At 64.5% G+C, this 24,478-nt stretch carries 26 protein-coding genes; 14 read left to right on the top strand and 12 right to left on the bottom strand.

Annotation, left to right across the window (positions count from 1 at the left end; translation table 11 throughout):
- The first annotated feature begins 509 nt into the window (after positions 1-509).
- The 5 genes from ACSU04_RS18095 (at position 510) to ACSU04_RS18075 (ending at position 4,165) form a co-directional block, all read left to right on the top strand.
- On the top strand, positions 510-1,298 hold the full coding sequence (locus tag ACSU04_RS18095; protein ID WP_439290526.1) for a hypothetical protein: 789 nt from the start codon (positions 510-512) through the stop codon (positions 1,296-1,298).
- Entirely contained in the window at positions 1,207-1,785 is a 579-nt protein-coding gene (locus tag ACSU04_RS18090) for a type IV toxin-antitoxin system AbiEi family antitoxin domain-containing protein (RefSeq protein WP_439290525.1), read from the top strand. Before ACSU04_RS18095 ends, ACSU04_RS18090 begins: the two co-directional genes overlap by 92 nt.
- Positions 1,782-2,726 carry a nucleotidyl transferase AbiEii/AbiGii toxin family protein gene (locus tag ACSU04_RS18085; RefSeq protein ID WP_439290524.1) on the top strand — a complete coding sequence of 315 codons (945 nt, stop codon included), beginning with the start codon at positions 1,782-1,784 and terminating at the stop codon, positions 2,724-2,726. Before ACSU04_RS18090 ends, ACSU04_RS18085 begins: the two co-directional genes overlap by 4 nt.
- A 198-nt stretch (positions 2,727-2,924) precedes the next feature.
- Entirely contained in the window at positions 2,925-3,152 is a 228-nt protein-coding gene (locus ACSU04_RS18080; protein WP_439285449.1) for a hypothetical protein, read from the top strand.
- A 95-nt stretch (positions 3,153-3,247) separates the two neighbouring features.
- Positions 3,248-4,165, top strand: coding sequence for a phosphodiesterase (locus tag ACSU04_RS18075; protein ID WP_439285451.1), 918 nt, complete (start codon positions 3,248-3,250; stop codon positions 4,163-4,165).
- Here ACSU04_RS18075 and ACSU04_RS18070 read toward each other — a convergent pair.
- The 4 genes from ACSU04_RS18070 to ACSU04_RS18055 all read right to left on the bottom strand — a co-directional run bounded on the left by ACSU04_RS18070 (position 4,113) and on the right by ACSU04_RS18055 (position 9,869).
- On the bottom strand, positions 4,113-5,711 hold the full coding sequence (locus ACSU04_RS18070) for a stealth conserved region 3 domain-containing protein (protein WP_439285453.1): 1,599 nt from the start codon (positions 5,709-5,711) through the stop codon (positions 4,113-4,115). The two genes, ACSU04_RS18075 and ACSU04_RS18070, sit on opposite strands and share 53 nt — an antisense overlap.
- A 213-nt stretch (positions 5,712-5,924) precedes the next feature.
- The gene (locus ACSU04_RS18065) at positions 5,925-8,426 is read right to left on the bottom strand and encodes an FtsX-like permease family protein (RefSeq protein ID WP_439290523.1); all 2,502 of its coding nucleotides are present in this window, start codon (positions 8,424-8,426) and stop codon (positions 5,925-5,927) included.
- Complete coding sequence (locus ACSU04_RS18060; protein ID WP_439285457.1) at positions 8,423-9,217, bottom strand: ABC transporter ATP-binding protein; 795 nt, start codon at positions 9,215-9,217, stop codon at positions 8,423-8,425. Before ACSU04_RS18060 ends, ACSU04_RS18065 begins: the two co-directional genes overlap by 4 nt.
- A 25-nt stretch (positions 9,218-9,242) precedes the next feature.
- Positions 9,243-9,869: an NADPH-dependent F420 reductase gene (locus ACSU04_RS18055; protein ID WP_439290522.1), complete on the bottom strand. Its 627-nt coding sequence runs from the start codon at positions 9,867-9,869 to the stop codon at positions 9,243-9,245.
- Positions 9,870-10,034: 165 nt separating this feature from the next.
- Between ACSU04_RS18055 and ACSU04_RS18050 the strand changes: the two genes are divergently transcribed.
- Together ACSU04_RS18050 and ACSU04_RS18045 are read left to right on the top strand one after the other, a co-directional pair.
- Positions 10,035-10,697: a TetR/AcrR family transcriptional regulator gene (locus ACSU04_RS18050; protein WP_439290521.1), complete on the top strand. Its 663-nt coding sequence runs from the start codon at positions 10,035-10,037 to the stop codon at positions 10,695-10,697.
- A 131-nt stretch (positions 10,698-10,828) separates the two neighbouring features.
- Positions 10,829-11,701, top strand: a complete 873-nt coding sequence (locus ACSU04_RS18045) for an LLM class flavin-dependent oxidoreductase (protein WP_439290520.1) — start codon at positions 10,829-10,831, stop codon at positions 11,699-11,701.
- A 15-nt stretch (positions 11,702-11,716) separates the two neighbouring features.
- Here ACSU04_RS18045 and ACSU04_RS18040 read toward each other — a convergent pair whose 3' ends face one another.
- Both ACSU04_RS18040 and ACSU04_RS18035 read right to left on the bottom strand, forming a co-directional pair.
- Positions 11,717-12,499, bottom strand: a complete 783-nt coding sequence (locus ACSU04_RS18040; RefSeq protein ID WP_439290519.1) for an alpha/beta fold hydrolase — start codon at positions 12,497-12,499, stop codon at positions 11,717-11,719.
- A complete protein-coding gene (locus ACSU04_RS18035; RefSeq protein WP_439290518.1) occupies positions 12,496-12,771 on the bottom strand; it encodes a DUF1905 domain-containing protein in 276 nt (91 codons plus the stop codon). The genes ACSU04_RS18040 and ACSU04_RS18035 overlap by 4 nt, the downstream gene beginning before the upstream one ends.
- Positions 12,772-12,828: 57 nt before the next feature.
- On the opposite strand from ACSU04_RS18035, the gene ACSU04_RS18030 reads away from it, so the two are divergent.
- The gene (locus tag ACSU04_RS18030) at positions 12,829-13,479 is read left to right on the top strand and encodes a TetR/AcrR family transcriptional regulator (protein WP_439285469.1); all 651 of its coding nucleotides are present in this window, start codon (positions 12,829-12,831) and stop codon (positions 13,477-13,479) included.
- A gap of 1 nt (position 13,480) precedes the next feature.
- Here the strand turns inward: ACSU04_RS18030 and ACSU04_RS18025 are convergent, their stop codons facing one another.
- Entirely contained in the window at positions 13,481-15,532 is a 2,052-nt protein-coding gene (locus ACSU04_RS18025; protein ID WP_439285470.1) for a heavy metal translocating P-type ATPase, read from the bottom strand.
- A gap of 263 nt (positions 15,533-15,795) precedes the next feature.
- On the opposite strand from ACSU04_RS18025, the gene ACSU04_RS18020 reads away from it, so the two are divergent.
- Positions 15,796-16,422 (top strand): NAD(P)-dependent oxidoreductase, encoded by a 627-nt coding sequence (locus ACSU04_RS18020; protein ID WP_439285472.1) that lies wholly within the window; start codon positions 15,796-15,798, stop codon positions 16,420-16,422.
- A gap of 14 nt (positions 16,423-16,436) precedes the next feature.
- Entirely contained in the window at positions 16,437-17,321 is an 885-nt protein-coding gene (locus ACSU04_RS18015) for an oxidoreductase (protein WP_439285474.1), read from the top strand.
- Here the strand turns inward: ACSU04_RS18015 and ACSU04_RS18010 are convergent.
- Positions 17,307-18,248 (bottom strand): AraC family transcriptional regulator, encoded by a 942-nt coding sequence (locus ACSU04_RS18010; protein ID WP_439285476.1) that lies wholly within the window; start codon positions 18,246-18,248, stop codon positions 17,307-17,309. The two genes, ACSU04_RS18015 and ACSU04_RS18010, sit on opposite strands and share 15 nt — an antisense overlap.
- 109 nt (positions 18,249-18,357) lie before the next feature.
- Between ACSU04_RS18010 and ACSU04_RS18005 the strand changes: the two genes are divergently transcribed.
- A complete protein-coding gene (locus tag ACSU04_RS18005; protein ID WP_439285478.1) occupies positions 18,358-18,939 on the top strand; it encodes an isochorismatase family protein in 582 nt (193 codons plus the stop codon).
- Here ACSU04_RS18005 and ACSU04_RS18000 read toward each other — a convergent pair.
- The gene (locus tag ACSU04_RS18000) at positions 18,936-19,655 is read right to left on the bottom strand and encodes an alpha/beta fold hydrolase (RefSeq protein WP_439285480.1); all 720 of its coding nucleotides are present in this window, start codon (positions 19,653-19,655) and stop codon (positions 18,936-18,938) included. The two genes, ACSU04_RS18005 and ACSU04_RS18000, sit on opposite strands and share 4 nt — an antisense overlap.
- Before the next feature lie 151 nt (positions 19,656-19,806).
- Here ACSU04_RS18000 and ACSU04_RS17995 point away from each other — a divergent pair, with 151 nt between their 5' ends.
- Together ACSU04_RS17995 and ACSU04_RS17990 are read left to right on the top strand one after the other, a co-directional pair.
- Positions 19,807-20,976, top strand: coding sequence for a MalY/PatB family protein (locus tag ACSU04_RS17995; RefSeq protein ID WP_439285482.1), 1,170 nt, complete (start codon positions 19,807-19,809; stop codon positions 20,974-20,976).
- Positions 20,973-21,599: a histidine phosphatase family protein gene (locus tag ACSU04_RS17990; protein WP_439285484.1), complete on the top strand. Its 627-nt coding sequence runs from the start codon at positions 20,973-20,975 to the stop codon at positions 21,597-21,599. Before ACSU04_RS17995 ends, ACSU04_RS17990 begins: the two co-directional genes overlap by 4 nt.
- On the opposite strand, the gene ACSU04_RS17985 is transcribed toward ACSU04_RS17990, so the two are convergent.
- The 3 genes from ACSU04_RS17985 to ACSU04_RS17975 are packed head-to-tail and all read right to left on the bottom strand — an operon-like array spanning position 21,596 to position 24,009.
- A complete protein-coding gene (locus ACSU04_RS17985) occupies positions 21,596-22,309 on the bottom strand; it encodes an NADPH-dependent F420 reductase (protein ID WP_439285486.1) in 714 nt (237 codons plus the stop codon). The two genes, ACSU04_RS17990 and ACSU04_RS17985, sit on opposite strands and share 4 nt — an antisense overlap.
- 57 nt (positions 22,310-22,366) lie before the next feature.
- On the bottom strand, positions 22,367-23,011 hold the full coding sequence (locus tag ACSU04_RS17980; protein WP_439285488.1) for a DedA family protein: 645 nt from the start codon (positions 23,009-23,011) through the stop codon (positions 22,367-22,369).
- Between the two features lie 53 nt (positions 23,012-23,064).
- Positions 23,065-24,009 (bottom strand): methyltransferase family protein, encoded by a 945-nt coding sequence (locus ACSU04_RS17975; protein WP_439285490.1) that lies wholly within the window; start codon positions 24,007-24,009, stop codon positions 23,065-23,067.
- Between the two features lie 72 nt (positions 24,010-24,081).
- On the opposite strand from ACSU04_RS17975, the gene ACSU04_RS17970 reads away from it, so the two are divergent.
- Complete coding sequence (locus ACSU04_RS17970) at positions 24,082-24,462, top strand: hypothetical protein (protein WP_439285492.1); 381 nt, start codon at positions 24,082-24,084, stop codon at positions 24,460-24,462.
- Positions 24,463-24,478 lie beyond the last annotated feature (16 nt).

Genomic DNA, 24,478 nt, shown 5'->3' with positions numbered 1-24,478 from the left:
GGACCATACCGATGCCCATTTCACCGCAGAATCACGCGGCTAGATCAAGAACCCATCCACTCCTTTTGGCCTATAACCCGTTATAGGCCCGGCTTTGACGAGGCGGGCCAGGACCTGCTGCCCGGAACGGAGTCTTTGATGGATGAACCACCATCTCTGGCCGGGCCGTGCCCAGGACGGCGGGGCCACGCGGGAAGAGGCGTAGGTGCGCTGTCTGTCATCGAAACCCCATCTTGAACCCCTTTTGAATCTCCATCTGAACCGCATTTTTCCCAGTTCGCGAGCGTCGCTCGCGGGTGGTTTTGGTTGTTTTGGAGCGCGTGACGCACCTGGTCTGCATGACCGATCTACCGCGGCTGCTCGATATCCGCGAGCTGTTGACGTATGTGAGTGCCCATCTCGACGATCTGCGACTGGTTCTCGCGCGGCCTCGGCACCTCGTGCCTATCGCGTCGGCAAGCACCTCAAGTTCGCGATCACTGATGTCATCGAGGGGATCGAGGAGCGTCGTGACCCGGCGCCTTCTGCACAGCCTCAAGTTTCCCGGAGGTAACGCGATGAGTCACCCACGCCTGACGATCGGCACCTACGGCGAGATTATGACCCGTCGCCGCCCGAGTCGACGCATCGAAGCCCGCGCCCGCCGTCGCGACCCGGGCGGTGTCGCCCGGCTCGTGCAGGTGAGCGGCGATACTGCAGTTGCCGCGACGCACGCGTTGAAAGCAAAGTGCGTCGACCGTGATCTGATTGCACCCAGCGCGGGACCGCTCGCGGCCGACAGCCTGTTCCCCTATCTGGTGGCGTACTGGCTCGAAGACATCGAGGTGGAGGATCGGTTGGCGGTTGCGACCCGGCAGCTGCTTGGCCTGAGCATGCCATCTGTGCGGATCAGCGGAACGATCATCAGCCCGAGAGGTGAACCGACGGCGTGGCAGGAGCACCCGAAGACCGCGCGGTCGCGACGCACGGTTCAGCAAACCGTCGCAACCACGATCAACGAGCATGCTGGCGTCGAACTGGTTTCGCAACTGCTCGGACATGCCGACCCGGCAATCACGATCAACCACTACATCTGCCGCAACGAGGCTGTCGACCCCACGACTGCGGATCTGTTGGAAAAGCGTTCGAGAGATGAACATCTAGTGATCCAAATGGGTAACAGGTATGCTGTATGTGTAACTATTATTGTCCGTTTAGGGGGTGGCCATGGAGACGACGCTGCCAGATCTGTTGGGATACCGAGACCTCGCAGATGCAGGACTCACGCGGAGGCAGCTCGAGCGACTTATCAAGGCTGAGGAGTACGAACGGATTGCCCCGGGCCAGTTCCTGCGCACCGGCGCAACCGACGACACCACAGCTGCGTGGATGGCAATCGCTGCAAAGCGACCGCAAGCGACGCTCTGCCTGCTGACGGCGTTATCGATTCATGACCTCACGGACGAGATCCCGACGCGCAGCAATATTGCGATTCCGCGCGGCACGAAGCCACTGAGCATCTGGTCTGCGCCGATCACTTGGCACCACTTCGATACCGCAACTTTCGACATCGACCGCACTGAATACGCACTGCCTGCCGGGAGAGCAATCGGACTGTATTCCGCGGAACGCACGATCATCGATCTGTTTCGTCTCAGCCACGAATGGGGCAGCGACCTCGCAGTCGACGCGCTCAAACGATGGCTCCGCGCGCGAGGAAACAGCCCTTCTCGGCTGCTCACTATGGCCAAGCGCTTCCCGAAAGCGAAGCCAGCTCTGCAGAACGCCTTGGAGATACTGCTGTGACACCGAAACCGCAGCGCGGCACGCCTGAAGGTGACGCGACCCTGGCAATTCAGAAGCTCGCGCGTGAGAACGGCGCAGACGTGCAGGAATTGCAGACCCTGTATGTAATCGAAGCACTTCTTGCTCGCATTGCCGCGTCGTCGCATCGCGATGATTTCGTACTCAAGGGCGGTGTGCTGTTAGCTGCTTTCGCAGCACGACGCCCGACCAAAGACATCGATCTTCAAGCCACTGGGTTCTCGAACGATGCCGACGACGTTGCCGAGCGCATTGGTGCGATTGCAGCGATCGAATTCCCTGATGGTGTTGTCTTTGACATGGACAGCATCAATGCTTCCCTCATTCGAGACGGGGATCCCGACGAGTACGCTGGCGTGCGTGTTCGACTCGTCGGACTCCTCGGTCGTGCTCGGCTGACTGTCGGGATTGATGTCAACTTCGGCGACCCGATCTGGCCTGAACCGCAACTCATCGACCTGCCTCGCATCGTGCCACTCGGCCACCCGCCGGTTACCCTGCTCGCCTATCCGCTCGCGATGGTGCTCGCCGAAAAGATCGTCACCGCGATCGACCGAGGAGAAGGAAATACGCGCTGGCGGGACTTCGCTGACATCTACACGCTTACGCGTCTTCACTCTGTGGAAGCGGTCATCCTCCGAAGCTCGTTGGAAATCGTGGCGGCTCACCGAGGCGTCACCCTCACTCCGGTGCTACCTGCATTAGGGGAGATGCCAGCGCGCGCTCAATCCAAATGGCGCGCCTGGCGCACGCGGGTGAACCGTCAGAAGGAACTACCCGAAGCCTTCGCGGAGGTGCTCAATAGCATCGCGCGCTTCAGCGACCCCGTGTTGCTGAGAATAGCCAAGGGGAGCTGGCATATTGCAGATCAGATTTGGGACGCGCATCCAATGGGCGGACCCGTGGGCGGAAGGGGCGCGTGAGAATACCTTCGGTCAGATCGGCGTAGCTCCGTGCGGCAGATCATGCAGCAGAAGCTTCGCGCGAGGGAGACCCTTGGCGGCACAGTTGCAGAGGTATCCGCCGTTCTCGAATGAGCGGATGTCGCACCCACCGCCGCGGCAAAGAGCTTTCGATTGACGACTTCCAACGCATGCCGCGCACGACCGTAGAGTGGGGGCATGTCAGACCCTGTCGAGTTCATCCGGGCGGCCCCGTTTGGCACTCGGATGACGGTACGCACACGCATCGAGGGGGGCTTCACCGATGCGGTCGGCTACCTGCGCGAGCGCGACAACGACAAGTGCGTCCTCGAAACCCGTCGCGGCCTGGTCACCATCTCCTTGGATCGGGTCCACTTAGCCAAGGCTGTGCCACCTCCGCCGCCGCGCCGGGCGCCGCGCATCTGAGCTGTTTCGCGGACAGTTCACCGTGTCGCCGTGTCGTCGTCATCTCTCACCGGTACCATTCCGGGAAACCGCGGCCGAGGCGAGGAGCCGAAACGATGCGCAGCGCTGAGTATCCCTTCCCTGGGCAGACCCTTCTGCACCTGAGCGACACCCACCTGACTGCGGAGGGCGCACTCCTGTTCGATCTGGTGGATGGCACCGAACGACTGGCCCGCGCGCTCACCGTCTTTGAAGCATCCGGCATCACACCCGACGCGATCGTCTTCACCGGCGACCTCGCCGACCTGGGTGAGCCCGCCGCCTACGCGGCCCTGCGTGGCCTTGTCGAGCCGTTCGCCGAGCGATTGGGTGCGCGCGTGCTGTGGGTCATGGGCAATCATGATGAACGTGGGGCGTTCCGCGAAGGGCTGCTGGATGAAGCAGCCGACCTGCGGCCGGTAGACCGGGTCGACGAGCTCAACGGGCTGCGCGTGATTACTCTCGACTCGACCGTTCCGGGCGAGCACTACGGCGAGCTGCGCGACGAGCAACTGCAATGGCTTCGGGATGAATTGGCAACGCCGGCACCGCTGGGGTCGATCCTCGCGATGCATCACCCTCCCGTGCCCAGCGTGCTGCCGTTGGCGGTGAGCGTCGAGCTGCGCGATCAGTCACGGCTCGCCGAGGTGCTGCGCGGCACCGACGTGAGAGCGATCATCGCCGGTCATTTGCATTACTCGACCTTCGCGACGTTCGCGGGCATTCCCGTCTCGGTCGCATCGTCGACGTGCTACTCGCAAGACCTTACTGTGCCGACCGGTGGCATGCGTCCGCAGGACGGCGCACAGACCTTCAACCTCGTGCATGTGTTTGATGACACGATTGTGCACTCGGTAGTGCCGATCGACGCGCCGCGCACACTGGAACACATCGACGCGGCGGAGGTCCGCCGGAGGCTCTCCGCCGCGGGCATCCGCCCGTTCAGCGCGCCATCGGCGGATGCTCCGACTGGGCCGAGCGCCCTGCATCACTGACGTCGGCCCGCTCCCACGGCGGCAGCACCGGGAACATCCGATCCAGCGTCGCGCGGATAGTGCGGATTCTGATTTCTTCGGGGAGTTCTGTCTCGCCGCCGTCATTGAGGCAGAACATATCGACATCGGTTCTTTCAGCGAGCCGCTCCATGCGGCGAAGTGCGGTCGCGAGCGTCGTATGTACGTATCGCACTCGGGGTTCCTTGGTGGCGACTGCCCGCCCGGTCATGAGCGCGTAGTAATGGAAGAGGCTGTTGGTCACTGAGATGTCGGCGGCAGAGCGGAATCGAGATGCCGCGGTGCGCTCGAAGTCCTCAGGAAACTCATGTTCAAGCTCGGCCATGACGCTTTTGCGCAGCGGGGTGGCGCAGTGTGAGAGGTCGCGCGAGATCGTGCGACCGAAGCGGGTTCTCAGGAGTTCCCGGTTCACTCGCAGGCCATTATCGTGGCCGCTGCGATGCGGCGCGGGTATCCCGGTGCCGATGCGCACCTCGGACTCGACGAACTTCGTCACCCCGGCCGACGTGAAGAACAGCTCTGGGGAGACCAGCCGACCGAAGAACATGTCGTCGTTCGCATAGAGGAAATGTTCGGCGATGCCCGGGATCCGGTGCAACTGTGCCTCGACAGCGTGTGAGTTGTGGGTGGGCAGCACTGAGGGGTCGGTGAAGAAATCCTCGCTACGCATGAGCGTCACCTTCGGGTGATCGATCAGCCATACGGGGGCGGGGGAGTCGGTCGCGATGAAAATTCGTCGCACCCATGGGGCGTACATATGAACGCTCCGCAGCGCGTAGCGCAGTTCGTCGACATGACGGTACCGGGCGGGGCTGTCATCACCTTCACCGACGACGTACTCCTCCATGCGTGCCGCCCGCTGGCGCTGGAACTCACTCGTGGATCCGTCGACCCATGAGAAGACCATGTCGACCTCGTCGATGAACTCGTGCGGCTGCGGATCGAACATGCCCGCGATCGTGCGCCACTGGCGACCGTAGCGTTCGATGGTGGCGAAGGCGAGATCGTCGCGAGGGATGACGCGGCGTGTGAGCGCATTGTCGTTCGGAGCTTCGACGAGATCGTCCTGTAGGCGCCAGAACTCAAGTCGCACTCCGAGTGACGCGCCGTAGCGCAGCGAGCGATTCGGTGTGATGCGTGGGCGATACACGCGCACGGCCCGTGGGTCGGCAGTCTGCTCAGCAAGCGGGGCGGATGCTTCGCTCGCGAGCGCGGGCGCCTGCTGTTTCGCTTTGATGTACAGGGGTTCGCGATCGCACACGGCCGCCAGCGCAGCGATGACTGCAGCATGTGCATTGACGTCGACCACGAGCGCGGGGACGGAGTGATCGCTTCGGATCAAGACAACCTCGACCCCGGCGTCCTCCAACGCGGCCGCGACCAAGAGCAGATCTTCGCTACGCGCCTGTTGCGGTGTTACTGAGTCATGGACGATGTGCAACACACCCCCGTCAAGGACGACGTCATCGCGATCAAGCAGACCAGACCACGGACTCGGTTGTTCAGGGACGAGTGTGAGTGTTGGCACCGATACCTCTTTCGTGACGCGACAGAAGCTACAGGCACCGAAGCGCCGGAAGACGGGCGGAGCCCGGGCGCGAGCGTCACACTGAGCACCACAAGGTACAACACGCCCGGGGGTCGGATCATTCCATTTCAGGCACAATTGGTTCAGTCCATGCCGACCTGGTGTATGAAGGTCGTTTCGTTCGCGAAGCTGCATCTTGGGCCCTGGCAGACGTTACTGGCGCGATCCGATCTCGACGATTGGCGCGCTGCGCATGGCAGCCCGAGTCGCGACAGCCAGCGAGATCAGGCCGATGATGCTCAAAGAGCCGACGATCGCCACGCTCTCGACCAACGAGATGCTCGGCAGTAGCTGTCCCGATATGCCGTAGCTGATCCCGATCAACGGGGGTCCGGCCACCAGTACTCCGAGTGCGACGGCGAGCACGACGACCATCATGGACTCGGTGCGCATCATGGCCCGCACCTGCCTGCGCGTGGATCCGACCAGCTGCATCAGCGCGAACTCGCGTCGCCGCTCTCCGGTTGCCATCACCAGCGTGTTTACTACTGCAATGGCGATGTAGCCGAGGATGACGGCCAGCGCGATCAGGTTGACGAGCGAGTTCGCACCGCGCTCGCCGTCGCCTGCGGCCTGCAGTTCGCTGCGGTTCGTCACGGTGAATCCGGCCGCATCCAGTGTCTCTTGCACATGCGCCTGCTGCCCGGGCTCCGTGCCCACGAGCACATAGTTGTTGAGGCCGGTCGTCGTGTGGGCGAGTAGCGCAGGATTCGTCATGGTCACGTCTCCGAAGCCCAACCCTCGGGTATAGATGGCAACCACGGTCGAGGTGACTTCCGCTCCGTCGCCGAGATGCCCGCTGATTGTGTCGCCGACACCCACGCCCGCCGCTTGCGCTGCGTCAGAACTCAAAGCGATGGTTTGCGTGCCGGTCAAAGCGTCGAGTGTGCCGGCCACGACGCCCAAATCCATCGTTGCCGCCGTTGCTGCCGGGTCGATGCCCTGTACGGGGTATTGGTCGGATGTCGGATCGCCGAGTTGGACGAAACTGTAGATCATCTGGCTGAGGGCCACCGGGTTCGCTGCACTGACACCCGACGTCTGGGCGATGGCTGCGACGGCGTCATCAGAAAGTCCGGATGCTCCGCCTGTCACCATCAGCTCGGCTGTCACTCCGGCCTGTGACTGTGTCGTTGCTTCGGCTGCGACGATCGACTGCGTACCCACTTGCACAAGGCCCAGGCCGATGCCGAGAGCCAATGGAACGATCGCTGCCGCCAGTCGCCGCGAGTTACTGCGCGCATTCGTTGCTGCAAGGAACGCTGAGGGCGATTTCAGATGCCGTAGCGGCCCGCCGAATACCGTGATGGCGCCGCGTACCAGGCGTGGCCCGAGCAGACCGACGGCAACGATGAGGAACAAAGCGGCCGCGGCCGGCCCGGCGACCGCGATCGTGCCGGGGACGAACAGCGGAATGGCGGATGCGAGCAGGCCGATGACTCCGAGAATAACGCCAGTGATCGTGCGGCCACGCCCTACACGCGACGGCGTGGTCGACGCTTCCTGCAATGCTTCGATCGGGTTGATGCGTGCGGGGCGCCGTGCAGCGACCGCAGCAGCGAGTTGAGACGCCACGACCATGACCACGACGGCGATCAGCGCGGGAATCGGACCGAAGGTGAGTGCGAAATCGAGCGGAATTACTCCAGCTTGTGCGAAGCCGAATCGCATCACGACGGCCAGAAGGAAACCGGGAATCACTCCGACGAGTGCACCCGCGCCTGCAACCAGGAGCACCTCTTGTGCGATGATCCGATGGATCTGCAGAGGGGTTGACCCGATGGCTCGCATGAGAGCGAAGTCTCGTCGTCGCCGCTGGATCGACAGCGACAGTGTGCTTGCGACGACAAACAGAGCAATCAGGATGGCGGTGCCGGCGAACGACGAACCGATCGCCACGAGCGTTGCTCGGGCGGCGCCGGCGTCAAGAAACTCGGCGGCGCCGCGCTCGTACCCGGTGTATGTGACCGCGTCGGGCACCTGCGTGCGAATCTCATTCGCCAGATCGTCCGGCGAGATTCCTTCGCGGGCGAACACTCCGACAACCTCGGCAGCACCGCCGCGCGGCGCCAGAGCGGATGCCGTAGCATCCGTCAGGAACACGTGCGCGGCACGGTCGGGCTGGTCACTTGAAGTGACAGCAGCGATCCCGACCACGAGATAGTCACCGTCGATACCACCGTGGGCGAGCGTGATGGTTGCGCCAAGTTCCGTACGCGCCGCGAGGTTGCTATCAACGACTACCTCGTTCGCAGCACGAGGGGTCTGCCCGTCACTGATCTCATACGGGGTGAGCGCCGCGGAACTCCAACCGTGGGCCTCGATCAGCGATCCGTCCCACGACAACGGAACGGTCGTGTCTGTGACGACGCGCGCCGCGTCCGGGAGCGATCGAATCGCGTCGAGTTCATCGGCGGGAAGCGGCACACGCTCGGGAAGCGAATACGTTGCATTCTCTGGGGTCTCGAAGGACTGTGGGCCACCCACGATCACGTCGGCAGCGGCGTAACGTTCGGGGTCGACCCCGCCGCGTGAGCCGGACTCGATCAGAACGCCGAGCCCGGTAGCGAGCATGGTTGCAGTGAGCACGGCGACGAAAACGCCGATGAGCGTGCCCTTGTTCTGGCGGATTCCCGCCCGGATGAGCGTGTTCACCATTTCCCCAATTCGGTCATGCGATCGACGATCTGCTGTGTTGTTGCGCCGTCCTCGTATCCGACGAATGCGCCGTCGGCGAGAAAGATGACGCGGTCCGCGCGGGCTGCGACGGCCGGGTCGTGGGTCACCATGATGACGGTCTGGTTCAGCTCGCGCGTCATCTGTGCGAGCAGGTCGAGCACCTGTCGGCCGGTACGCGAGTCCAGCGCGCCGGTGGGCTCGTCGGCGAAGACGGCATCCGGTCGCGTGATCAGCGCACGTGCGATGGCCACCCGCTGCTGCTGACCGCCAGAAAGCTCCGCCGGGCGCCGCTGTCGAAGCTCGTCCAGACCAACCGAGCGGATGATGCGGTCGAGCCAGTTGCTTTCCACGCGTGAGCCTGCCAGAAGCAGCGGCAGCGTCACATTCTGCTCGACCGTCAGGGCCGGGAGCAGGTTGTATGCCTGGAAGACGAACCCGACGTGCTTGCGACGGAACTTCGCGAGCTTGTTGGCCCGCATCCGCGAGATATCGGTGTCGCCGATCCACACGGACCCGCTCGTCGGAGTATCCAGACCGGCCGCGGTGTGCAGGAAAGTGCTCTTTCCCGAACCGGATGGCCCCATGATGGCGGTGAACGACCCGCGCGCTAGTTTGAGATCGATGCCGCGCAGTGCAACCACTGCCGATGGGCCCGTGCCGTATTGCTTGACTACCGCCTCGAGTCGCACGGCTTGAGTCGTGGCTTGGTTCGCCGCTCGTGAGTCGATGGCGGTCGCAGTGTTGCCCGAGCCGATGTTGTTGGTCATGATGTGTGTTCCCTTCGGGGATGGATCAGATGGTCGTTCCGAGGTTGACGGCGAGCGAGAGGTTGAACCCCAGGCCGTTGCGCGCGAGGCCCATTTCCAGCAGCCCCGCGCCCTCCAACCAGTGCGCCATGCTGAGGTCGCCGGCGTCCCGAGGGCGCAGTCCGAGGCTCGTGATGAATGCCGAGACGTTCGCCTTGGCCTGTGTGTTATGGCCAGCCATGAACACATCCACCGGGCTGCCCGCGGCCAGGACGTGGCTGAAGAGGGTGTTGAACGCCTTCACGACGTGGGTGCTTGCGGGGGCGGCCTCGGCGATCATCTGCGCGACGGAGGTGTCTTGAGGGATGGCCAGCCCGGTGGCGTCAGCGTTGAAAGGGTTCGTGATGTCGACGACGATCTTGTCGGCCAGCGCGTCCCCATACTCGCGGACGATCGGCACGGCGCCGGCGAATAGTACGGCGAGAATGACGATGTCCCCCGTCGGTACGGCGCCCCATGTTCCGGCGGTAGCGCCGTTGCCGAGCGTCCGAGCCAAGGCCGCGGCCTTATCCGCATCCCGGCCTATGACCTCGACCGTGTTGCCGCCTTTGAGTGCCTGGGTGCCAATGGCTGTGGCCATGTTCCCCGCGCCAATGATGCTGATGCTGCTCATGATGTGCTCCTTCGTCGTGTCCGTATCGGTGGGCCGGGGGAGCCTCAAGGTGAGGCGTCCCTCCGGTTGGTGGATTCAACCGGAGGGATGCCTCATCTATTCCAGGCGCCGGCGTGAAATTTCGGAATCGGAGGGTACCCTCCGATTCCGAGGTAAATTAGTTGCATGAGCATCATCGACGTTGAGCAGACACGAAAGCCCCTGCGTCGCGACGCCCAGGAGCGCCGTGACAGGCTCATCGCTGCGGCACGGCACGAGTTCGCCGCTCGAGGCATGGATGCCTCCCTAGAACGGATCGCTCGCGACGCCGACGTTGCCATCGGGACCCTCTATCGCCACTTCCCGACCCGTATGGACCTGCTCCTGGCCGCCCTTGAGCCGCGACTTCGGGAGTTCCTCGACGGTTCCACGCAGGCTCTGGAGATCGATGATCCGTGGGAAGGGTTCGTCTATTACGTAGAGAACCTGTTTCGCGTGCAGGCGGGAGATCGAGGGTTCAACGACTTTCTGTCCCGTCGCTTCCCCGGCAACGCTGACACCGAGCGCATCCACGACGAGATGTGTCGACAAATCGAAGACGTGCTCACCCGAGCTCAAGAATCCGGCCAGGCGCGCCCCGACATCACGCGGGCCGACATCGTCAACCTCATCTGGTTCAACGGCCGGATGCTCGACGCCACCAGCACCACCGCCCCCAATGCGTGGCAACGTCACCTCTACCTCATGCTCGACGCCTACCGGGCTGAGCGGGCACATCCGATCCCCGAGCCGCCGATGACAGACGAGCAACTCTACGACGCCATGGTCCGTCTCAACACGGTGGACTAGATAGCGGTCTGCATAGGCTGTTGCCTAAATGGAGTAATAAGCAGGAGTGACATGAAGATCGAACTGACTATTGACGCCACCCGCGTCGAAGCGGAACTGCACGACCATTCGACCGTTGAGAGTGGTGCTCTGTGACCCGTGTCGGCGCGGTCTTCAGCCCTTATCAGAATGCGCCTGAGGCCTTCCGTGCGGCTGTGGAGGCGGCAGAAGAAGCCGGTGTTCCGGAGTTGTGGCTCTGGGAGGACTGTTTTCGGGAGTCGGCGTTCGCCTCCGCGGCGGCAGCGCTCGCCTGGACGGACAAATTGCGCATTGGCATTGGGATCGCTCCGATGCCCCTGCGCAACGTTGCCGTTACCGCGATGGAGATCGCGACGATCGAGCGGATGTTCCCGGGCCGGCTCTACCCGGGGATGGGGCACGGCGTGCTGCCGTGGATGGCGCAGGTTGGTGCACGAGTCTCCTCGCCGCTCACCTTGATGCGCGAGTACATCCCCGCGCTGCGCGCACTTCTCGCCGGTGAGGAGATGACGGTTTCGGGGCGGTATGTGACGCTCGATCGGGTGCGACTCGAATACCCACCGGAAACGGTACCTCCCGTGTACGCCGCGGGGGAGGGCCCGAAGACTCTCGCTCTTACGGGCGAGGTCGCCGACGGTACGATCCTTGTCGGCGGACACACACCGGCGGAGTTCGCGGACCAGATTCGTACAGTGCACGATGGTCGTGCCCATGCAGCCCGCGGAGACTCCACCGCGATCATCGCGTACGTCACCGCTGCGTTCGGCGATGGCGCTGAGGCTCGGGTGCGTGCTGAGCTCGGTGATCGTGGGATCCTCGACGACCGCGCAGTGTGGGGAGACGCCGACGATGTCGCGGCGGCGGTAAAGAGGTTCGCTGCCGTGGGCATCGATGACGTGGTTCTCGTCCCCGCAGCAGGAGAGTCCGATCTCGACGGCTTCTTGCGCGCGGTCGGGAAGGTCGCGCAGCTGGTGGCGTCGCGCTGAGCACGACGGCCAGAGCTATCCGGCCAGCCCGGCGAGCCGCGCGAGCCGCTCCGCCATCGCCTCCGGCTCCCACGAGTGCCAGGCACCGGCCAGCTGCTCCGAGCGTCCGTCGGACGCCGAGGCCGCGAGTTCGTCGGCGGTCGCCGTCATGCCCGGAAAAGTCTCGGAGCCGACCAGGGCGAGGAGAGGGGCCGTGACAGATGACAGCACATCCCGATAGCCGCGTTCCTCGACGGTACTGAGCGCTTCGCCATCCGGAACCCAGCCGAGCACGATCTGCGGGTAGGCGGGGGACTGCTTGAGCTCCTCAAGCCATTCCGGCGGCATCCCGACCATGTATCGGGCGACCGCGTCCTCGAGGTCGTCGGCGTCGATCGCGGCGCGGACGCTGGCCCACCACGATGGTGCGCCGCCCTCGAATAGTCCGAGTGGTGCCTCCCACAACACCATCCCGGCGAGGTCCGTGGTGCGGGCGGCGGCGAGCATCGCGATCGCACAGCCGGAGGAGTGCCCGATCAGGATGACTGGGGTGTCGGCCTCACGTGAAAGCGCATCAATCGCCTCGAGTTGCGCGTCGAGGTCGATCGGGCCGGCCGGTATCGAATCGCCTCGCCCCAGCCGATCGGCAATGAAGGCGCGCCCGCCACGTGCGGCGAACGCCTTACCGGTCGCGAGTGTCACAGGGTCTTCGGCACGAGTGGGGCCGGCTCCGGAAATGAAGATCGCAGTCGTCGCCCCGGTTGAGCCCAGGTCGTCGTAGACGATGCGATCGCCGCGTGGGGTGATCAGCGCGCTCACGCCGCGGCCCTGATCCGCACCCGCACGCGGTCGCCGACTGCCTTGCCGATCAGCTTCCTTGTCGCTGCTTTCACGGGGCCGAAATGGAGTCCCCGCCCAGTGGGCATGAGCGTGATCTCCACCGGCGTCTCGTCGATCGTCCCGGTCACGCGCACCGGGTTTCCCGTGCCGAAGTGCTCGATCGAGCCGGGTACCTCGAACACGGTCCAGGATCCCGCTTCATCGGGGTGGATGAGCTCGGCATCGAACTCGAGAGCGGTCTTCGTGCTCATCATCATCTCCTATTTCAAGACTGAACAGTCTGATTTCTCTAAACTAGACTGGTGGGTATGAATTTATCAAGCGGTGCCGCGGATCTCCGTCCGAGTTCCGCGCGCAAACGCGAGTCCATGCTGGCGGCTGCGCAGGAGCAGTTCCTGGCCAACGGGTACGAGGGTGTGACCATGGAATCGATCGCACGAGAGTCCGGTGTCGCCAAGCAGACGCTCTACAGTCACTTCGGAGGCAAAGAGGGGCTGTTCCTCGAGCTCGTCGGATCGCAGACCCGCGCCGCGAGCGAACGTGTCCTCAGCTCGCCTCCGGTGATCTCGGAAAACGCCGATGCTCGTTCCGTGCTCGCCCCGATCCTCGAGCAGCAGCTCTCCACCGTGTTGGCTCCAGCTCTGCTCGCACTTCGACGCCTCGTGATCGGACTCTTGCCGCAGTTCCCTGATCTCGCCCGCGCTCTGCATGTGCACGGTCCGCAGCGTGCGATCGACTCTCTCGCCGAGGTGCTCAGGCGATTGGATGCTGCGGATGCTCTCAACACGCCCGATCCGGTTCTCGCGGCCACGCAGCTCAATTGGCTGATTATGGGCGACCCCGTCAATCGCGCCATGCTGCTCGGAGATGACGAAGCGCTGTCCGGCATTGACATTGCGACCCAGGTCGCGCGAGGGCTCGACGTCTTCCTCGCCGCCTATGGTTCGACAAGCGACTAGGTTATCGGCTGAGGATCGCGCGAGCCGTGGATTCGGGCCGAAGGTCGAGGCGACGCAGCAACTGAGCGTTGACCGCGACGACGATGGTCGACAGTGACATGAGAACTGCGCCGACCGACATCGGCAGGACAAATCCCACAGGTGCGAGGACACCAGCCGCAAGCGGCACAGCAAGAAGGTTATAGCCAGCGGCCCACCAGAGGTTCTGCTTCATCTTCCGGTACGCAGCGCGCGACAGTTCGATCACCGAGAGCACGGAGCGAGGGTCGTCGCTGGCGAGGATCACGCCTGCCGAAGCGATCGCGACGTCCGTGCCGGCTCCGATCGCCAATCCGACGTCGGCTTGGGCGAGGGCAGGGGCGTCGTTGACACCGTCGCCGACCATCGCCACTTTTCGGCCCTCGTTCTGAAGCTCTTGAACCTTCATGGCCTTGTCTGCCGGACGTACGCCGGCGAAGACCCGATCGATTCCCAGATCCTGCGCGACCGTCTGGGCGACAGCTTCGGCGTCACCCGTGATCATGACGACCTGCACGCCCAAGGCGCGCAGCGCATCAACTGCTTCGCGTGACTCGGTGCGCACCTCGTCGGCCAGTTTCAGTGCGCCGATAACCCGGCCATCCTGGATGACGTGGAGGATGATGGCGCCGTCGACGCGCCATTGATCGGCGATGGGAAGCTCTGCCAGATCCTCTTCCGACAGCAAGTGCGGGCCGCCAACGCGGACCGTGGTGCCGTCGATCGTTGCGGTGACGCCGACGGCGGGAGACGAGGTGAATTCATGGCTTCCGGGCACCGCGAGCTTCTTCTCGGCCGCGGCACGGACGATCGCCTTCGCGAGCGGGTGCTCGCTGTCGGCTTCCGCGGCCGCAGCGAGGGCGAGCACCTGGTCCGCGGTATTGCCGTCAACGACAGAGACGGCGGAGACGACAGGTTCTCCCTTCGTGAGGGTGCCGGTCTTATCGAACAGCACCGTGTCAACCGTGCGCATGCTCTCCAGCGCGAGCCGATCCTTGACGAGAACGCCACCACGAGCTGCACGCTCGGTCGCAATCGATACCACGAGCGGAATGGCTAATCCGAGTGCATGGGGGCAGGCGATCACAAGCACGGTGATCGTGCGGATGACCGCGGCGTCGGGAAGACCCCACACGCTCCATGCGATCGCGGTCAGGACGGCGGCACCCAGCGCGAACCAGAACAGCCACCCGGCGGCCTTGTCGGCGAGGCGCTGAGCACGAGAAGAGGAACCCTGCGCTTCGGCCACCAAGCGCTGAATGCCCGCGAGAGTCGTGTCGTCACCGGTCGCGGTGATCTCGACACGCAGCCCGGAGTCGGTGGCCACGGTGCCCGCTGTGACCGAGTCGCCGGTGCCACGGGTGACGGTGCGGGATTCACCAGTGACCATGGATTCGTCCATGGACGCGCGACCGTCGACAACGCGCCCGTCGGCGGGGATGCTGCCACCCGGGCGGACGACGACGATGTCGCCGACGACGAGATCGGCCGGTGAGACGACGACGACCCGGCCGTTGGCGACGCGTTCGGCCTCATCGGGCAGGAGCGCGGCCAACGAATCGAGGGCGGAGGTCGTCTGGGCGAGGGAGCGCATCTCGATCCAGTGACCGAGAAGCATGATGACGATGAGGAGCGCCAACTCCCACCAGAAATCGAGCTCGTGATGCAACAGCCCCAGGCTCGCACCCCACGATGCGAGGAACGCGACAGTGATGGCGAGACCGATGAGGAGCATCATTCCCGGCTTGCGGGAGCGGATCTCGCTGACCGCACCGACCAGGAATGGCTTGCCACCCCAGACGTACATCACGCTTCCGATCACCGGGGACACCCAGGCGAGGCCAGGGATGTCCGGAAGAGCGTAGCCGAGGATCATGGCGAACATGCCGGAGAAGCCAACGGTGGGGACGGCCAAGATGAGCATGATCCAGAACAGTCGCCGGAACTGCCCGACGTGCTCGCCGTGCCCGGCATGACTGGGGGATGGGCGGTGCTCGGCCAAGTGTCCAACATCGTCGTTGTGCGAGTTGCTCATGGAGTTTCCTCTTTGGGATGTTTGTTGCGTGCGGGGCGGCTCAGCGGTATTGATGTGCCCAACCGAATACCCACCCCGGGTATTCCGAGTGGGCATGAACGCCGAAGCCTGGAGCCGCTGATCTTCACAATCGCCAGGGGTGGGAACTCGCACAGCGCGTGGACGATGGCGTATGAAATCTAGACCATGCGCCATGGCGCATCCAGCATGAAGCGACTGAACTGAGTGTGACACGACACACACACACACCCAAGGAGGTCGTCATGAAGGTAATCGTCTTCGGCGGAACAGGCAGTATCGGAACGCTCGTGGTCGGGCAGGCGCTCGAGCAGGGGCACAGGGTGACGGTGTTCACGCGAAGTGCAACATCAGTCGACAAGATGCAGACGCGACTCACCGTTGTCGAGGGCAACGTATTCGAGATCAGCGACGTCGCATCCGCGATCGAAGGACACGACGCGGTCATCGTCACACTCGGCGACGGGGCGAAGGGGGAAGTGCGATCGAGAGGCACCGCGACTATCGTCGCGGCAATGCAACAGCTCGGTGTACGCCGACTCATCGTGCAGTCGACACTGGGAGTGGGGGACAGCTGGGAGAACCTCAACTTCATGTGGAAGCGCGTGATGTTCGGCTTCCTGCTGCGCAAGGCCTACGCCGACCACGTCGAGCAGGAGCGAGTGACGCGCGACAGCGGCCTGGACTGGACAATCGCGCGGCCAGCGGCATTCGTCGACGGACCGCGCACCGGGCAGTATCTGCTCGGCTTCGGACCTCGAGAGGCGGAGTCATCGCTCAAGATCGCTCGCGCCGATGTCGCTGACTTCGTCGTCTCGCAACTCACCGATCACGCCTGGCTCGGGAAGACCCCGGCGCTGGCCTACGCGTGAGGTGAGGTGTCGCTGTGGCGAAGTGGATCGCGGACGACGTGGCAGATCAGCGCGGATGCACCGTCATCATCACCGGGGCGAACAGTGGGCTCGGCGCCGAGATGACGCGTGTGCTCGCAGGTGTGGGCGCGAGAGTCATCGCAGCATGCCGCGACATCGACCGGGCATCCGCGTTCGCCCAAACTGTTGTTGGCGAGGTCGAGGTGCATCACCTCGACCTCGCCGATCTGGCCTCGGTGCGGGCCTTCGCGGCCGGCATCGACACCGGCGTTGATGTGCTCATCAACAACGCCGGCGTCATGGGCGTTTCGAAGGGGCGCACGGCCGACGGCTTCGAACGGCACATCGGCACCAACCACCTCGGGCCGTTCCTCCTCACGAACCTCCTGCTCGACCGGCTTCGCGCCCGCGTCGTGACGGTCACGAGCGGGCTGCACATGCTCGGCACGATCTCGCCCGACCTCAACTGGGAGCATCGCCGATATCAGCGGTGGCTCGCCTATGCGCAATCGAAGCTCGCCAACGCGCTCTTCGCCTACGAGCTGCAACGTCGGCTCGTGGCCGACAATCGCGACGTCGTCTCGATCGCTGCGCACCCCGGCGTCGCCGCAACCTCGGGGCAACGCCGCGACGGCTCTCTGCAGGGCAAGATCCTTGTCGGTGGTCGCGCCCAGCCGCCAGCGATGGGTGCGCTACCCATTCTTTTCGCTGCGACGGCGCCGGGTATCCGGGGCGGAACCTGCATCGGGCCTGACGGCCGATTCCAACGCAATGGTTTCCCGACCGAAGTGCGCACAAGCCGCACCTCCCGCGACCTGACGATCGCGGCGAACCTGTGGCGCGAAAGCGAACGACTCACCGGGCTGCGTTCGCCGGTCGAGCGGCTACGACGTGAGTGATCGCGCCCGGTGCTCTTTCGGGCTCATGCCGCGCTCGCGCTTGAACGCCGTACTGAGGGCAAAGCCGCTGCTGTATCCGACCTCGCGGGCGACCGCTTCAATCGTCGTGTTCGGTTGCAACAGGCGGTCGGCCGCAAGTGCGAGGCGCCACCCAGTCAGATAGGTCATGGGCGGCTCTCCGACCAGCTTCGAAAAGCGTAGGGCGAGCGCCGCCCGCGAGACGCGCACACGCGCCGCGAGCTCTGCGATCGTCCACGGGTACGCGGGGTCGTCGTGCAGCAGTCGCAGGGCGTGGCCGATGATCCGGTCGCTCTGTGCGCCGTAGAGCCCGGCACGTTCGGGCTCTGCGTGTGTGACCCATGCGCGCAATACCGCGACGAGCAGCACGTCGAAGAGACGATCGAGCACGGCTGACTGACCGGGTGCATCTCGCACGATCTCATCGGCCAGGATGCTGATGAACGGGGTATCGAAATCGGGCGCACGCACGTGAATGACGGGCGGAAGCGCGCTCAACAGTCGCTGCGTGACTTCACCGCGAACTTGGTAACAACCCATGAGCATGACGGTCTCGCCGTCGCGATCGTTGCCCCATGATCGCAAGCCCAGTGACCACTCGTCGTCGACATCGCGGCCCTCGGGGCTTTCGACGCGCATTCCGGGCAGGATAACGACGTCGGGACTGACGCCGGGCTCATCCGAAACGGTGACAGCAGCGGGACCGCGCGCGATCGCGACATCACCCGCGCGCAGCTCAAGCGGGGCGCCTTCGTCTCCTTCGACCCAGGCGGAACCGCGCAAAATCGCGATCAGTCCCAGGGGTGACTCGTCGGCGAGCCGCACCGACCAGGGTGGCGTCAGACTCGCGCGCAGCAGGTAGGCGTCGCGACCGCGAGGAGCGTCGAGCAGGCGTGCGAGCGCATCCATGGGTTCAGCCTAATAGGGGTGCACCGACGACGTACCGTGGCCGGATTTTTCCGTATGTTGGCAGTGTGACGCCTTGCCTCGCCGCAGGATACGAAGCCAGGATGGATGCATGACAACCGGAACCGACACCGCTCTGCTGGTTATCGATGCACAGGAATCCTTCCGCCATCGGGTGAGCGACTGGGCGGCGACGGCGAACCCCGAGGTGCTCGACAACATCGCGCGGCTGGTGGATCACTCGCGGTCAGTTGGCGACGTGATCGTCTGGATCACCCATGCCGAACCAGGATCGGGCGGGGTGTTCGATCCCGCGCTCGGTCTTGTTCGAGTCGTATCGGACTTCGAGCCTCTCGACGCGGACATCCACATCACGAAGACCTCGATCAACTCCTTCACCACGACGAATCTGCAGCAGCAATTGATGCTGCGCGGCATCCGTCACCTGGTGATCTGCGGCATCCGCACTGAGCAATGCTGCGAGACGACCGCCAGGGTGGCGAGCGATCTCGGTTTCGCGGTCGATTTCGTCACCGAAGCCACCACGACCTCCGGGATCGAGGCCGGCAAGGGGTACGCCGCTGTGACTGGCGAGGAAATCATGCGGCGAACCGAGAGCGTTCTCGGAGCCCGCGGCTTCGCTGCGATCGTGACTGTGGCTCAGCTGGTGGAGGCTCCGGCGGTCAGCGCTTAGGGCGCCGCTTCCACAAACCATTCGTCAAGCCTCCGTGCGAGCCACACGGGTTTCTGCAGCGGGACGCCGTGTCCGGCACCCTCCACAATTTCCCCCGTGCTGTGGGGGAGTGCGTCGTGCAGAGCCTCGGCCGACGACCTCATGATTCCCTGTTCCTTCGACCCGGCGAGTATGAGCGCGTGCCCGGGAAACGCGCCCCAACGCGCGGGAATCGTGAATCGGATGTTCTCGCCGACGGCCGCGAGCAAGGTGTCTCTCGACACCGTGGATGACGTTCGCAGATAGTCATCGAGGAGTTCGGGCGGGATGAAGAGCGCTTTTGCCTGCAATCTCGCGAACCACGTGTACTTCGCAAGGCCGGCGGTCGCACCGAGCAGGGCAAGAGTCAGGCCGGGCGCACGCGTGGGCTTGGCCTGTGCGCTGATCACGACGACACGATCGACAAGATCCGGTCGCCGGGCGGCGAGCATGATCGCCAGCTGTGCACCGAGCGAGAATCCGATGACCGTGACGGGCGAGGCTTCGCCGGCCAGCAGTGATTCCAGCTCCGCGATCGTTTGATCGTGTGAACGGTAGATTTCGTGCGCGCTGTGGTCGTGGCCGGGGAGATCGGGCACGATGAATCGATTGCCCGCTCCCATCTGCGTGCGCAGAGGATCCCACATCCACCCGGCGACGCCGCCGCCGTGCAGGAGGAGAACGGGTCGGTCGCTCACCTCGCCGAATTCTCTTACATGCATGGGGGCGCCAATCAGCTGGGACTCGGTGCTCGAGCTTACCGGCCTCGGCGGACCACATTCGGTAGGGCCGCCCCGGGGCATCCGCCACTGGATAGGGTTGACCACAGCCGTGCCAGAGGAGACCAGAATGACTTTTTCCGACGAGATCGACGCGACCTCCCTTGAAATGCTCCGCGCAACCGGTGGGATGAAGTGGACGGATCCGCAGGTGGCCATCGGAGCGTTCGTCGCCGAGATGGACTTCGGCGTTGCTCCCGTCATCCGGGCAGCTCTGCACGACGCCGTGGATGCGGGCGTCTTCGGATACATGCCGACCGCGATGAGCGATGATCTCAAGCAGGCGACGGCCGAGAGACTCCGCGACCGGCAGGGCTGGACGATCGACGCCAAGCAAGTGTTTCCGATCCCGGACGTGATCAAAGCCCTGGAAGTGACGATCGAATCCTTCTCCACGCCGGGCTCGAAGGTGATCGTGCCGACACCTTCGTACATGCCGTTCCTCTTCGTTCCGCCCACCATGGGGCGCGAAGTGATTGAGGTCCCGATGTTGGAGGTGGACGGCGTGTGGAACCTCGACCTCGACGGCATCCAGCGCGCATTCGACGACGGCGGCGAAGTTCTCATCCTCTGCAACCCGTACAACCCGCTCGGTCGAGTCTTCACACGCGAAGAACTGGTGGCCGTGAGCGAGCTTGTCGATCGCAACGGCGGACGCGTGTTCTCGGACGAGATCTGGGCGCCGGTCGTCTACGGTGAGGCGACGATGGTGTCGTATGCGACGATCTCCGACGTCGCGGCTGGGCACACGATCACGGCGGTCTCCGCGTCTAAGGCCTGGAATCTTCCTGGGCTCAAGTGCGCACAGCTCGTCGTCAGCAATGACGCGGATCAGGCGAAGCTCGACGAGATCGGAGGATGGATCGGCCACGGCACGTCCAACCTCGGCGCGGTCGCGAACACTGTCGCCTACCGTGAGGGGCAGCCGTGGCTCGACGAGGTCATCGACTACCTCGACGGCAACCGCCGTGAGCTCCTGTCGTTGGTGGCGAGGCACCTCCCCGGCGTGCGCATCTCCGCCCCCGAGGGCACGTATGTCGGATGGCTGGACTTCCGGGGGCTCGGAATCGAACGGCCGGGAGACTACTTCCGCGAGCACGCAGGCGTCGGACTCACCGATGGCAGTGCATGCGGGGCGGCCGGCGTAGGCAGCGCTCGCCTCATCTTCGCCATGCCTCGCCCCATCCTTCGCGAAGCGATCATGCGCATGGCGGCGGCGGTCCCAGTGGAGCGCACATGACGACGCTCTACTTTGCTCGGCACGGCGAAACCGAGTGGCATGCCGAACATCGCTACGCGGGTTCGTCCGACGTGGCGCTCGTGCCGGACGCGATCTCTCAGGCCGCGGATCTCGCTGCATGGGCAGGGACGGCGGGACTCTCGGCGATCGTCACCTCGACCCTGAGTCGTGCACGGCTGACGGCCGAGCCCGCTGCCGAGGCTGCGGGTCTGCCGCTTCGCATCGACCCGCGTCTGGTGGAGATCGATTTCGGACGCGGCGAAGGGCTGACACCGGCGGAGCTCGCGGTGGCGTTCCCGGATGACTGGGCGGGATTCGAGCGGCAGCCGGCGCAGCATCCACTGCCTGGCGGAGAAGCAGGACGCGCCGGTATCGCCCGCGCTATGCCTGTGTTCGACGAACTCGCGGACGAGTTCCCCGATGGTCGAGTGCTCGTGGTCGGACATGCGACTCTGATGCGACTCATGCTCTGCGAGCTGATCGGGCTTGACCCCAACTGGTACCGCGACATCTTCCCGGCGCTCGACAACTCGGCGCTTCTTGAGCTCGACTTTCCGTACCTGGGTGAATCGAACTGGCCGGGACGTGCGCGCATCCTCGGCATCAACGTGCCCCCGATCTAACGAAGCGCCTCACCGCGTGCCCGTGCCACGACGATTCCTCGCTGCGATGTCGGGAAATGGTCGAGCATGTCTCGTAGCCCTGCGGCGTCGACATCCGCTCCGAACGCCTCGGCGCCGGATTCCAGCATGATTCCCGCGGCCAGCGGACCGGCGACTACCGGATCGAAGCCGAGGTCGTCCACGAGTGCTGCGACGATGGCAACGCTCTCCGCATCATCACCCGCGATCGCGATGGCCTTGCGCCCTGGCGTGTCACGAGGACGCGCCTCATCCTCGAGATCCTGGTAGCTCATGTGGCTCAGCGCCTTCACGACGCGCGCTCCGGTGAGGTGCGCCTGCACGAGTTCGCTGGTCGAGGTGCGCGGATCGCTTAGATCATCGCGGATGCCATCGGTTGCCCACCAGTAGTTCATCGCGTCGATCACCAGGGTGCCGCGCAGCAACTCTGCGGGCAATGTCCGATATCGGCCGAGAGGCATCGCCAGTATGACGGCATCCGATTCAGCGATGACCGTCTCGGTAGTGGCTGCTGTCGCGCCGATGGCGTTCATCAGCGGCGCGATGAGGGTGGGGCTTCCCGACGCCGCCACGAGAACGCGATACCCGGCGGATGCGGCGAACTGTGCGAGCACGGTGCCGAGTCTGCCTGCACCGAGGATGCCAAGGGTTCGGATCGTGCGCGTTTCGCTCTCCACAGGGTTGCTCTCCACAGGGTCAGCGTACGACGGCATCGTGCAATGGCATCGTGCGGCAGGCAGTGCAGAGGGTCAGTCGACAGCGACGCGGTTGCGACGTACCTTACGCACGCGCACCACGATCCACGTGGCAACAGCCACGACCACGACCACGATGACGACCTTCTGGAAGACACCGGCATATTCCTCGACGACGTGCCAGTTGGCTCCGAGGAAGTACCCGGCGAGCACGAAAATCGTGTTCCAGATCGCGCTGCCCGCAGTGGTGAGCAGGGTGAAGCGCAGCAGTGGCATCCGCTCGATGCCCGCGGGAATCGAAATCAGGCTGCGGAAGATGGGGATCATTCGGCCGAAGAACACGGCCTTCGATCCGTGGCGTTCGAACCAGGATTCCGTGCGCTCGACGTCTTCCCGCTTGATCAGCGGCATCCGCTCGACGATCGCATACATGCGGCGCCGGCCCAGCCAGGCGCCGATGCCGTACAGCGCGAGCGCGCCGACGACGGAGCCCACAGTGGTCCAGATCAGGACCTCGATCAGCCCCAGCGTGCCCTGCGCGGCCGTGAAACCGGCCAGCGGAAGGATGATCTCACTGGGCAGCGGCGGGAACAGATTCTCCAGCGCGATGGCGAGTCCTGCGCCGGGCCCGCCCAGCGTCTCCATGAGGGTGACAGCCCAGGCAGCGATCGCGTTGAGGTTCTCTGCTCCGGCATCCATGACTTCCAGCGTAGGAGAGCGCTCCTGAGTATCCCCGCAGAGCCACCCGATGCTCAGCGTGTTGCTCGGAGCGAAGCGGGATGAAACGGCGTGAGTCGCGGCATCCAGCACCGCACTGCGCGCACGTAGTCGGCATAGGCGGCGCCGAAGCGCTCCTCGAGGTCTGCCTCCTCGAGTGGGCGCACCACCGCGTTCCACACCAGTGAGCCGCACAGGGCGTAGATCACCACCAGCCACGACCCGGCGAGGAGCCCGACGGCGACGCCCTGCGCGATGCCGGCCAGCGCCATCGGATTGCGAACGAACCGGTAGGGGCCCGCGATCACCAGCAGTCGGGCGGTGGCAGACGGCAGTGGAGTGCCCTCGCCCTGGGTCGACATGGATACTGCCGACCAAATGCCGAGCGTGCTCGCCGCGATGAGGAGCATGACTCCTGCCCACCGCACGACGTCAGGAAAGGGCAGATGCAGTTGCCAGCGCTGTTCGAGAGCGACGATGATCGCTGGGATCACCGCGAGGAACAGGCCCCAGAACAGGATTATCTGGACTGTTGTGCGTGCAATGTGTCTGCCGGTGGATGCAACGGATGCCTCCCGGATGGCGAACGGCCCGAACAGGATCCACTGCGTGGGCAGCCTGCCGAGCCACACGAGTAGCCCTGCGGCCACGCTGCCTGCGGTCGCAGCGATCATGAACAGCACGCCCCACCCGGCTTCGCCGGTCACCGTGGCGTACAGTGCCATCCCGACCGCGACCAGCGCCGTCCACGGCACGATCACCCAGACCAGGGCGCGCAGCCCGCAGGCCACCAGCGCGGAGGTGAGCACGAACAGTGGAATGTCGAACCACGCCACCAGGACGGGATCGAGCCTGCCGAGAGTCAGGGCACGGATGTCCGCGCTGAAGAAGACACCAATCCACCATGCTGCTCCCGCAATCGCCTGAACCGCGAAGTACAGCCGCCCCGCCCGTGGACCGAGGCGCTGGAGGAGGGGCATGGACCGAGTATATGAGTCGTTCAGGGCGCGCCGGGCTCTTGCACTCGGGACAGGACTTCATAGGCTGGAGCCATGGACAGAACGATCGTGATCGCGGTGCCGGCGGCGATCCCTCACGGGCATCGCATTCAGGTGGTCGAGAGTGTGGACGAGGTGGGCGAACGCACCGTGGTCATGCTGATCGATCTGGAGACGCGGATTCACTACCGCCACAGCGGGCAGACGCCCTCCTCCTCATCGACCTGGACCGGACGAGTGCTGGAATGCACGATCGCTCCGACACGGCACGGAGTCAGCACGACACTTCTCGTGGATCCGGTTGGTCCTGGTGCGGCGGAATCGGACGTCGCTCTGCGTGGCGCGGATGCTGCTGCAGACGCCGCCAGAGACGAAGCACTGCGCTGGGGCGGCGGAGACCGAGTACCCGAGCCCGAACCGCCGCGCTTCTGGTGACGGTGACGGTATGCGT

This window comes from Microbacterium sp. A84, from assembly GCF_051842815.1.
Taxonomy (GTDB): Bacteria; Actinomycetota; Actinomycetes; order Actinomycetales; family Microbacteriaceae; genus Microbacterium.
This window is presented reverse-complemented; position numbering and strand designations above follow the sequence as displayed.

Bases quoted from the DNA above. Each gene is read 5' to 3' on its own strand.
- ACSU04_RS17975 (WP_439285490.1), bottom strand. From the start codon at position 24,009: ATGCCCCTCCTCCAGCGCCTCGGTCCACGGGCGGGGCGGCTGTACTTC.
- ACSU04_RS18005 (WP_439285478.1), top strand. From the start codon at position 18,358: ATGACAACCGGAACCGACACCGCTCTGCTGGTTATCGATGCACAGGAA.
- ACSU04_RS18025 (WP_439285470.1), bottom strand. From the start codon at position 15,532: ATGAGCAACTCGCACAACGACGATGTTGGACACTTGGCCGAGCACCGC.
- ACSU04_RS18075 (WP_439285451.1), top strand. From the start codon at position 3,248: ATGCGCAGCGCTGAGTATCCCTTCCCTGGGCAGACCCTTCTGCACCTG.
- ACSU04_RS18020 (WP_439285472.1), top strand. From the start codon at position 15,796: ATGAAGGTAATCGTCTTCGGCGGAACAGGCAGTATCGGAACGCTCGTG.
- ACSU04_RS18060 (WP_439285457.1), bottom strand. From the start codon at position 9,217: ATGACCAACAACATCGGCTCGGGCAACACTGCGACCGCCATCGACTCA.
- ACSU04_RS18050 (WP_439290521.1), top strand. From the start codon at position 10,035: ATGAGCATCATCGACGTTGAGCAGACACGAAAGCCCCTGCGTCGCGAC.
- ACSU04_RS18010 (WP_439285476.1), bottom strand. From the start codon at position 18,248: ATGGATGCGCTCGCACGCCTGCTCGACGCTCCTCGCGGTCGCGACGCC.
- ACSU04_RS17970 (WP_439285492.1), top strand. From the start codon at position 24,082: ATGGACAGAACGATCGTGATCGCGGTGCCGGCGGCGATCCCTCACGGG.
- ACSU04_RS18035 (WP_439290518.1), bottom strand. From the start codon at position 12,771: ATGAGCACGAAGACCGCTCTCGAGTTCGATGCCGAGCTCATCCACCCC.
- ACSU04_RS18090 (WP_439290525.1), top strand. From the start codon at position 1,207: ATGGAGACGACGCTGCCAGATCTGTTGGGATACCGAGACCTCGCAGAT.
- ACSU04_RS18055 (WP_439290522.1), bottom strand. From the start codon at position 9,869: ATGAGCAGCATCAGCATCATTGGCGCGGGGAACATGGCCACAGCCATT.
- ACSU04_RS17990 (WP_439285484.1), top strand. From the start codon at position 20,973: ATGACGACGCTCTACTTTGCTCGGCACGGCGAAACCGAGTGGCATGCC.
- ACSU04_RS17995 (WP_439285482.1), top strand. From the start codon at position 19,807: ATGACTTTTTCCGACGAGATCGACGCGACCTCCCTTGAAATGCTCCGC.
- ACSU04_RS18080 (WP_439285449.1), top strand. From the start codon at position 2,925: ATGTCAGACCCTGTCGAGTTCATCCGGGCGGCCCCGTTTGGCACTCGG.
- ACSU04_RS18030 (WP_439285469.1), top strand. From the start codon at position 12,829: ATGAATTTATCAAGCGGTGCCGCGGATCTCCGTCCGAGTTCCGCGCGC.
- ACSU04_RS17980 (WP_439285488.1), bottom strand. From the start codon at position 23,011: ATGGATGCCGGAGCAGAGAACCTCAACGCGATCGCTGCCTGGGCTGTC.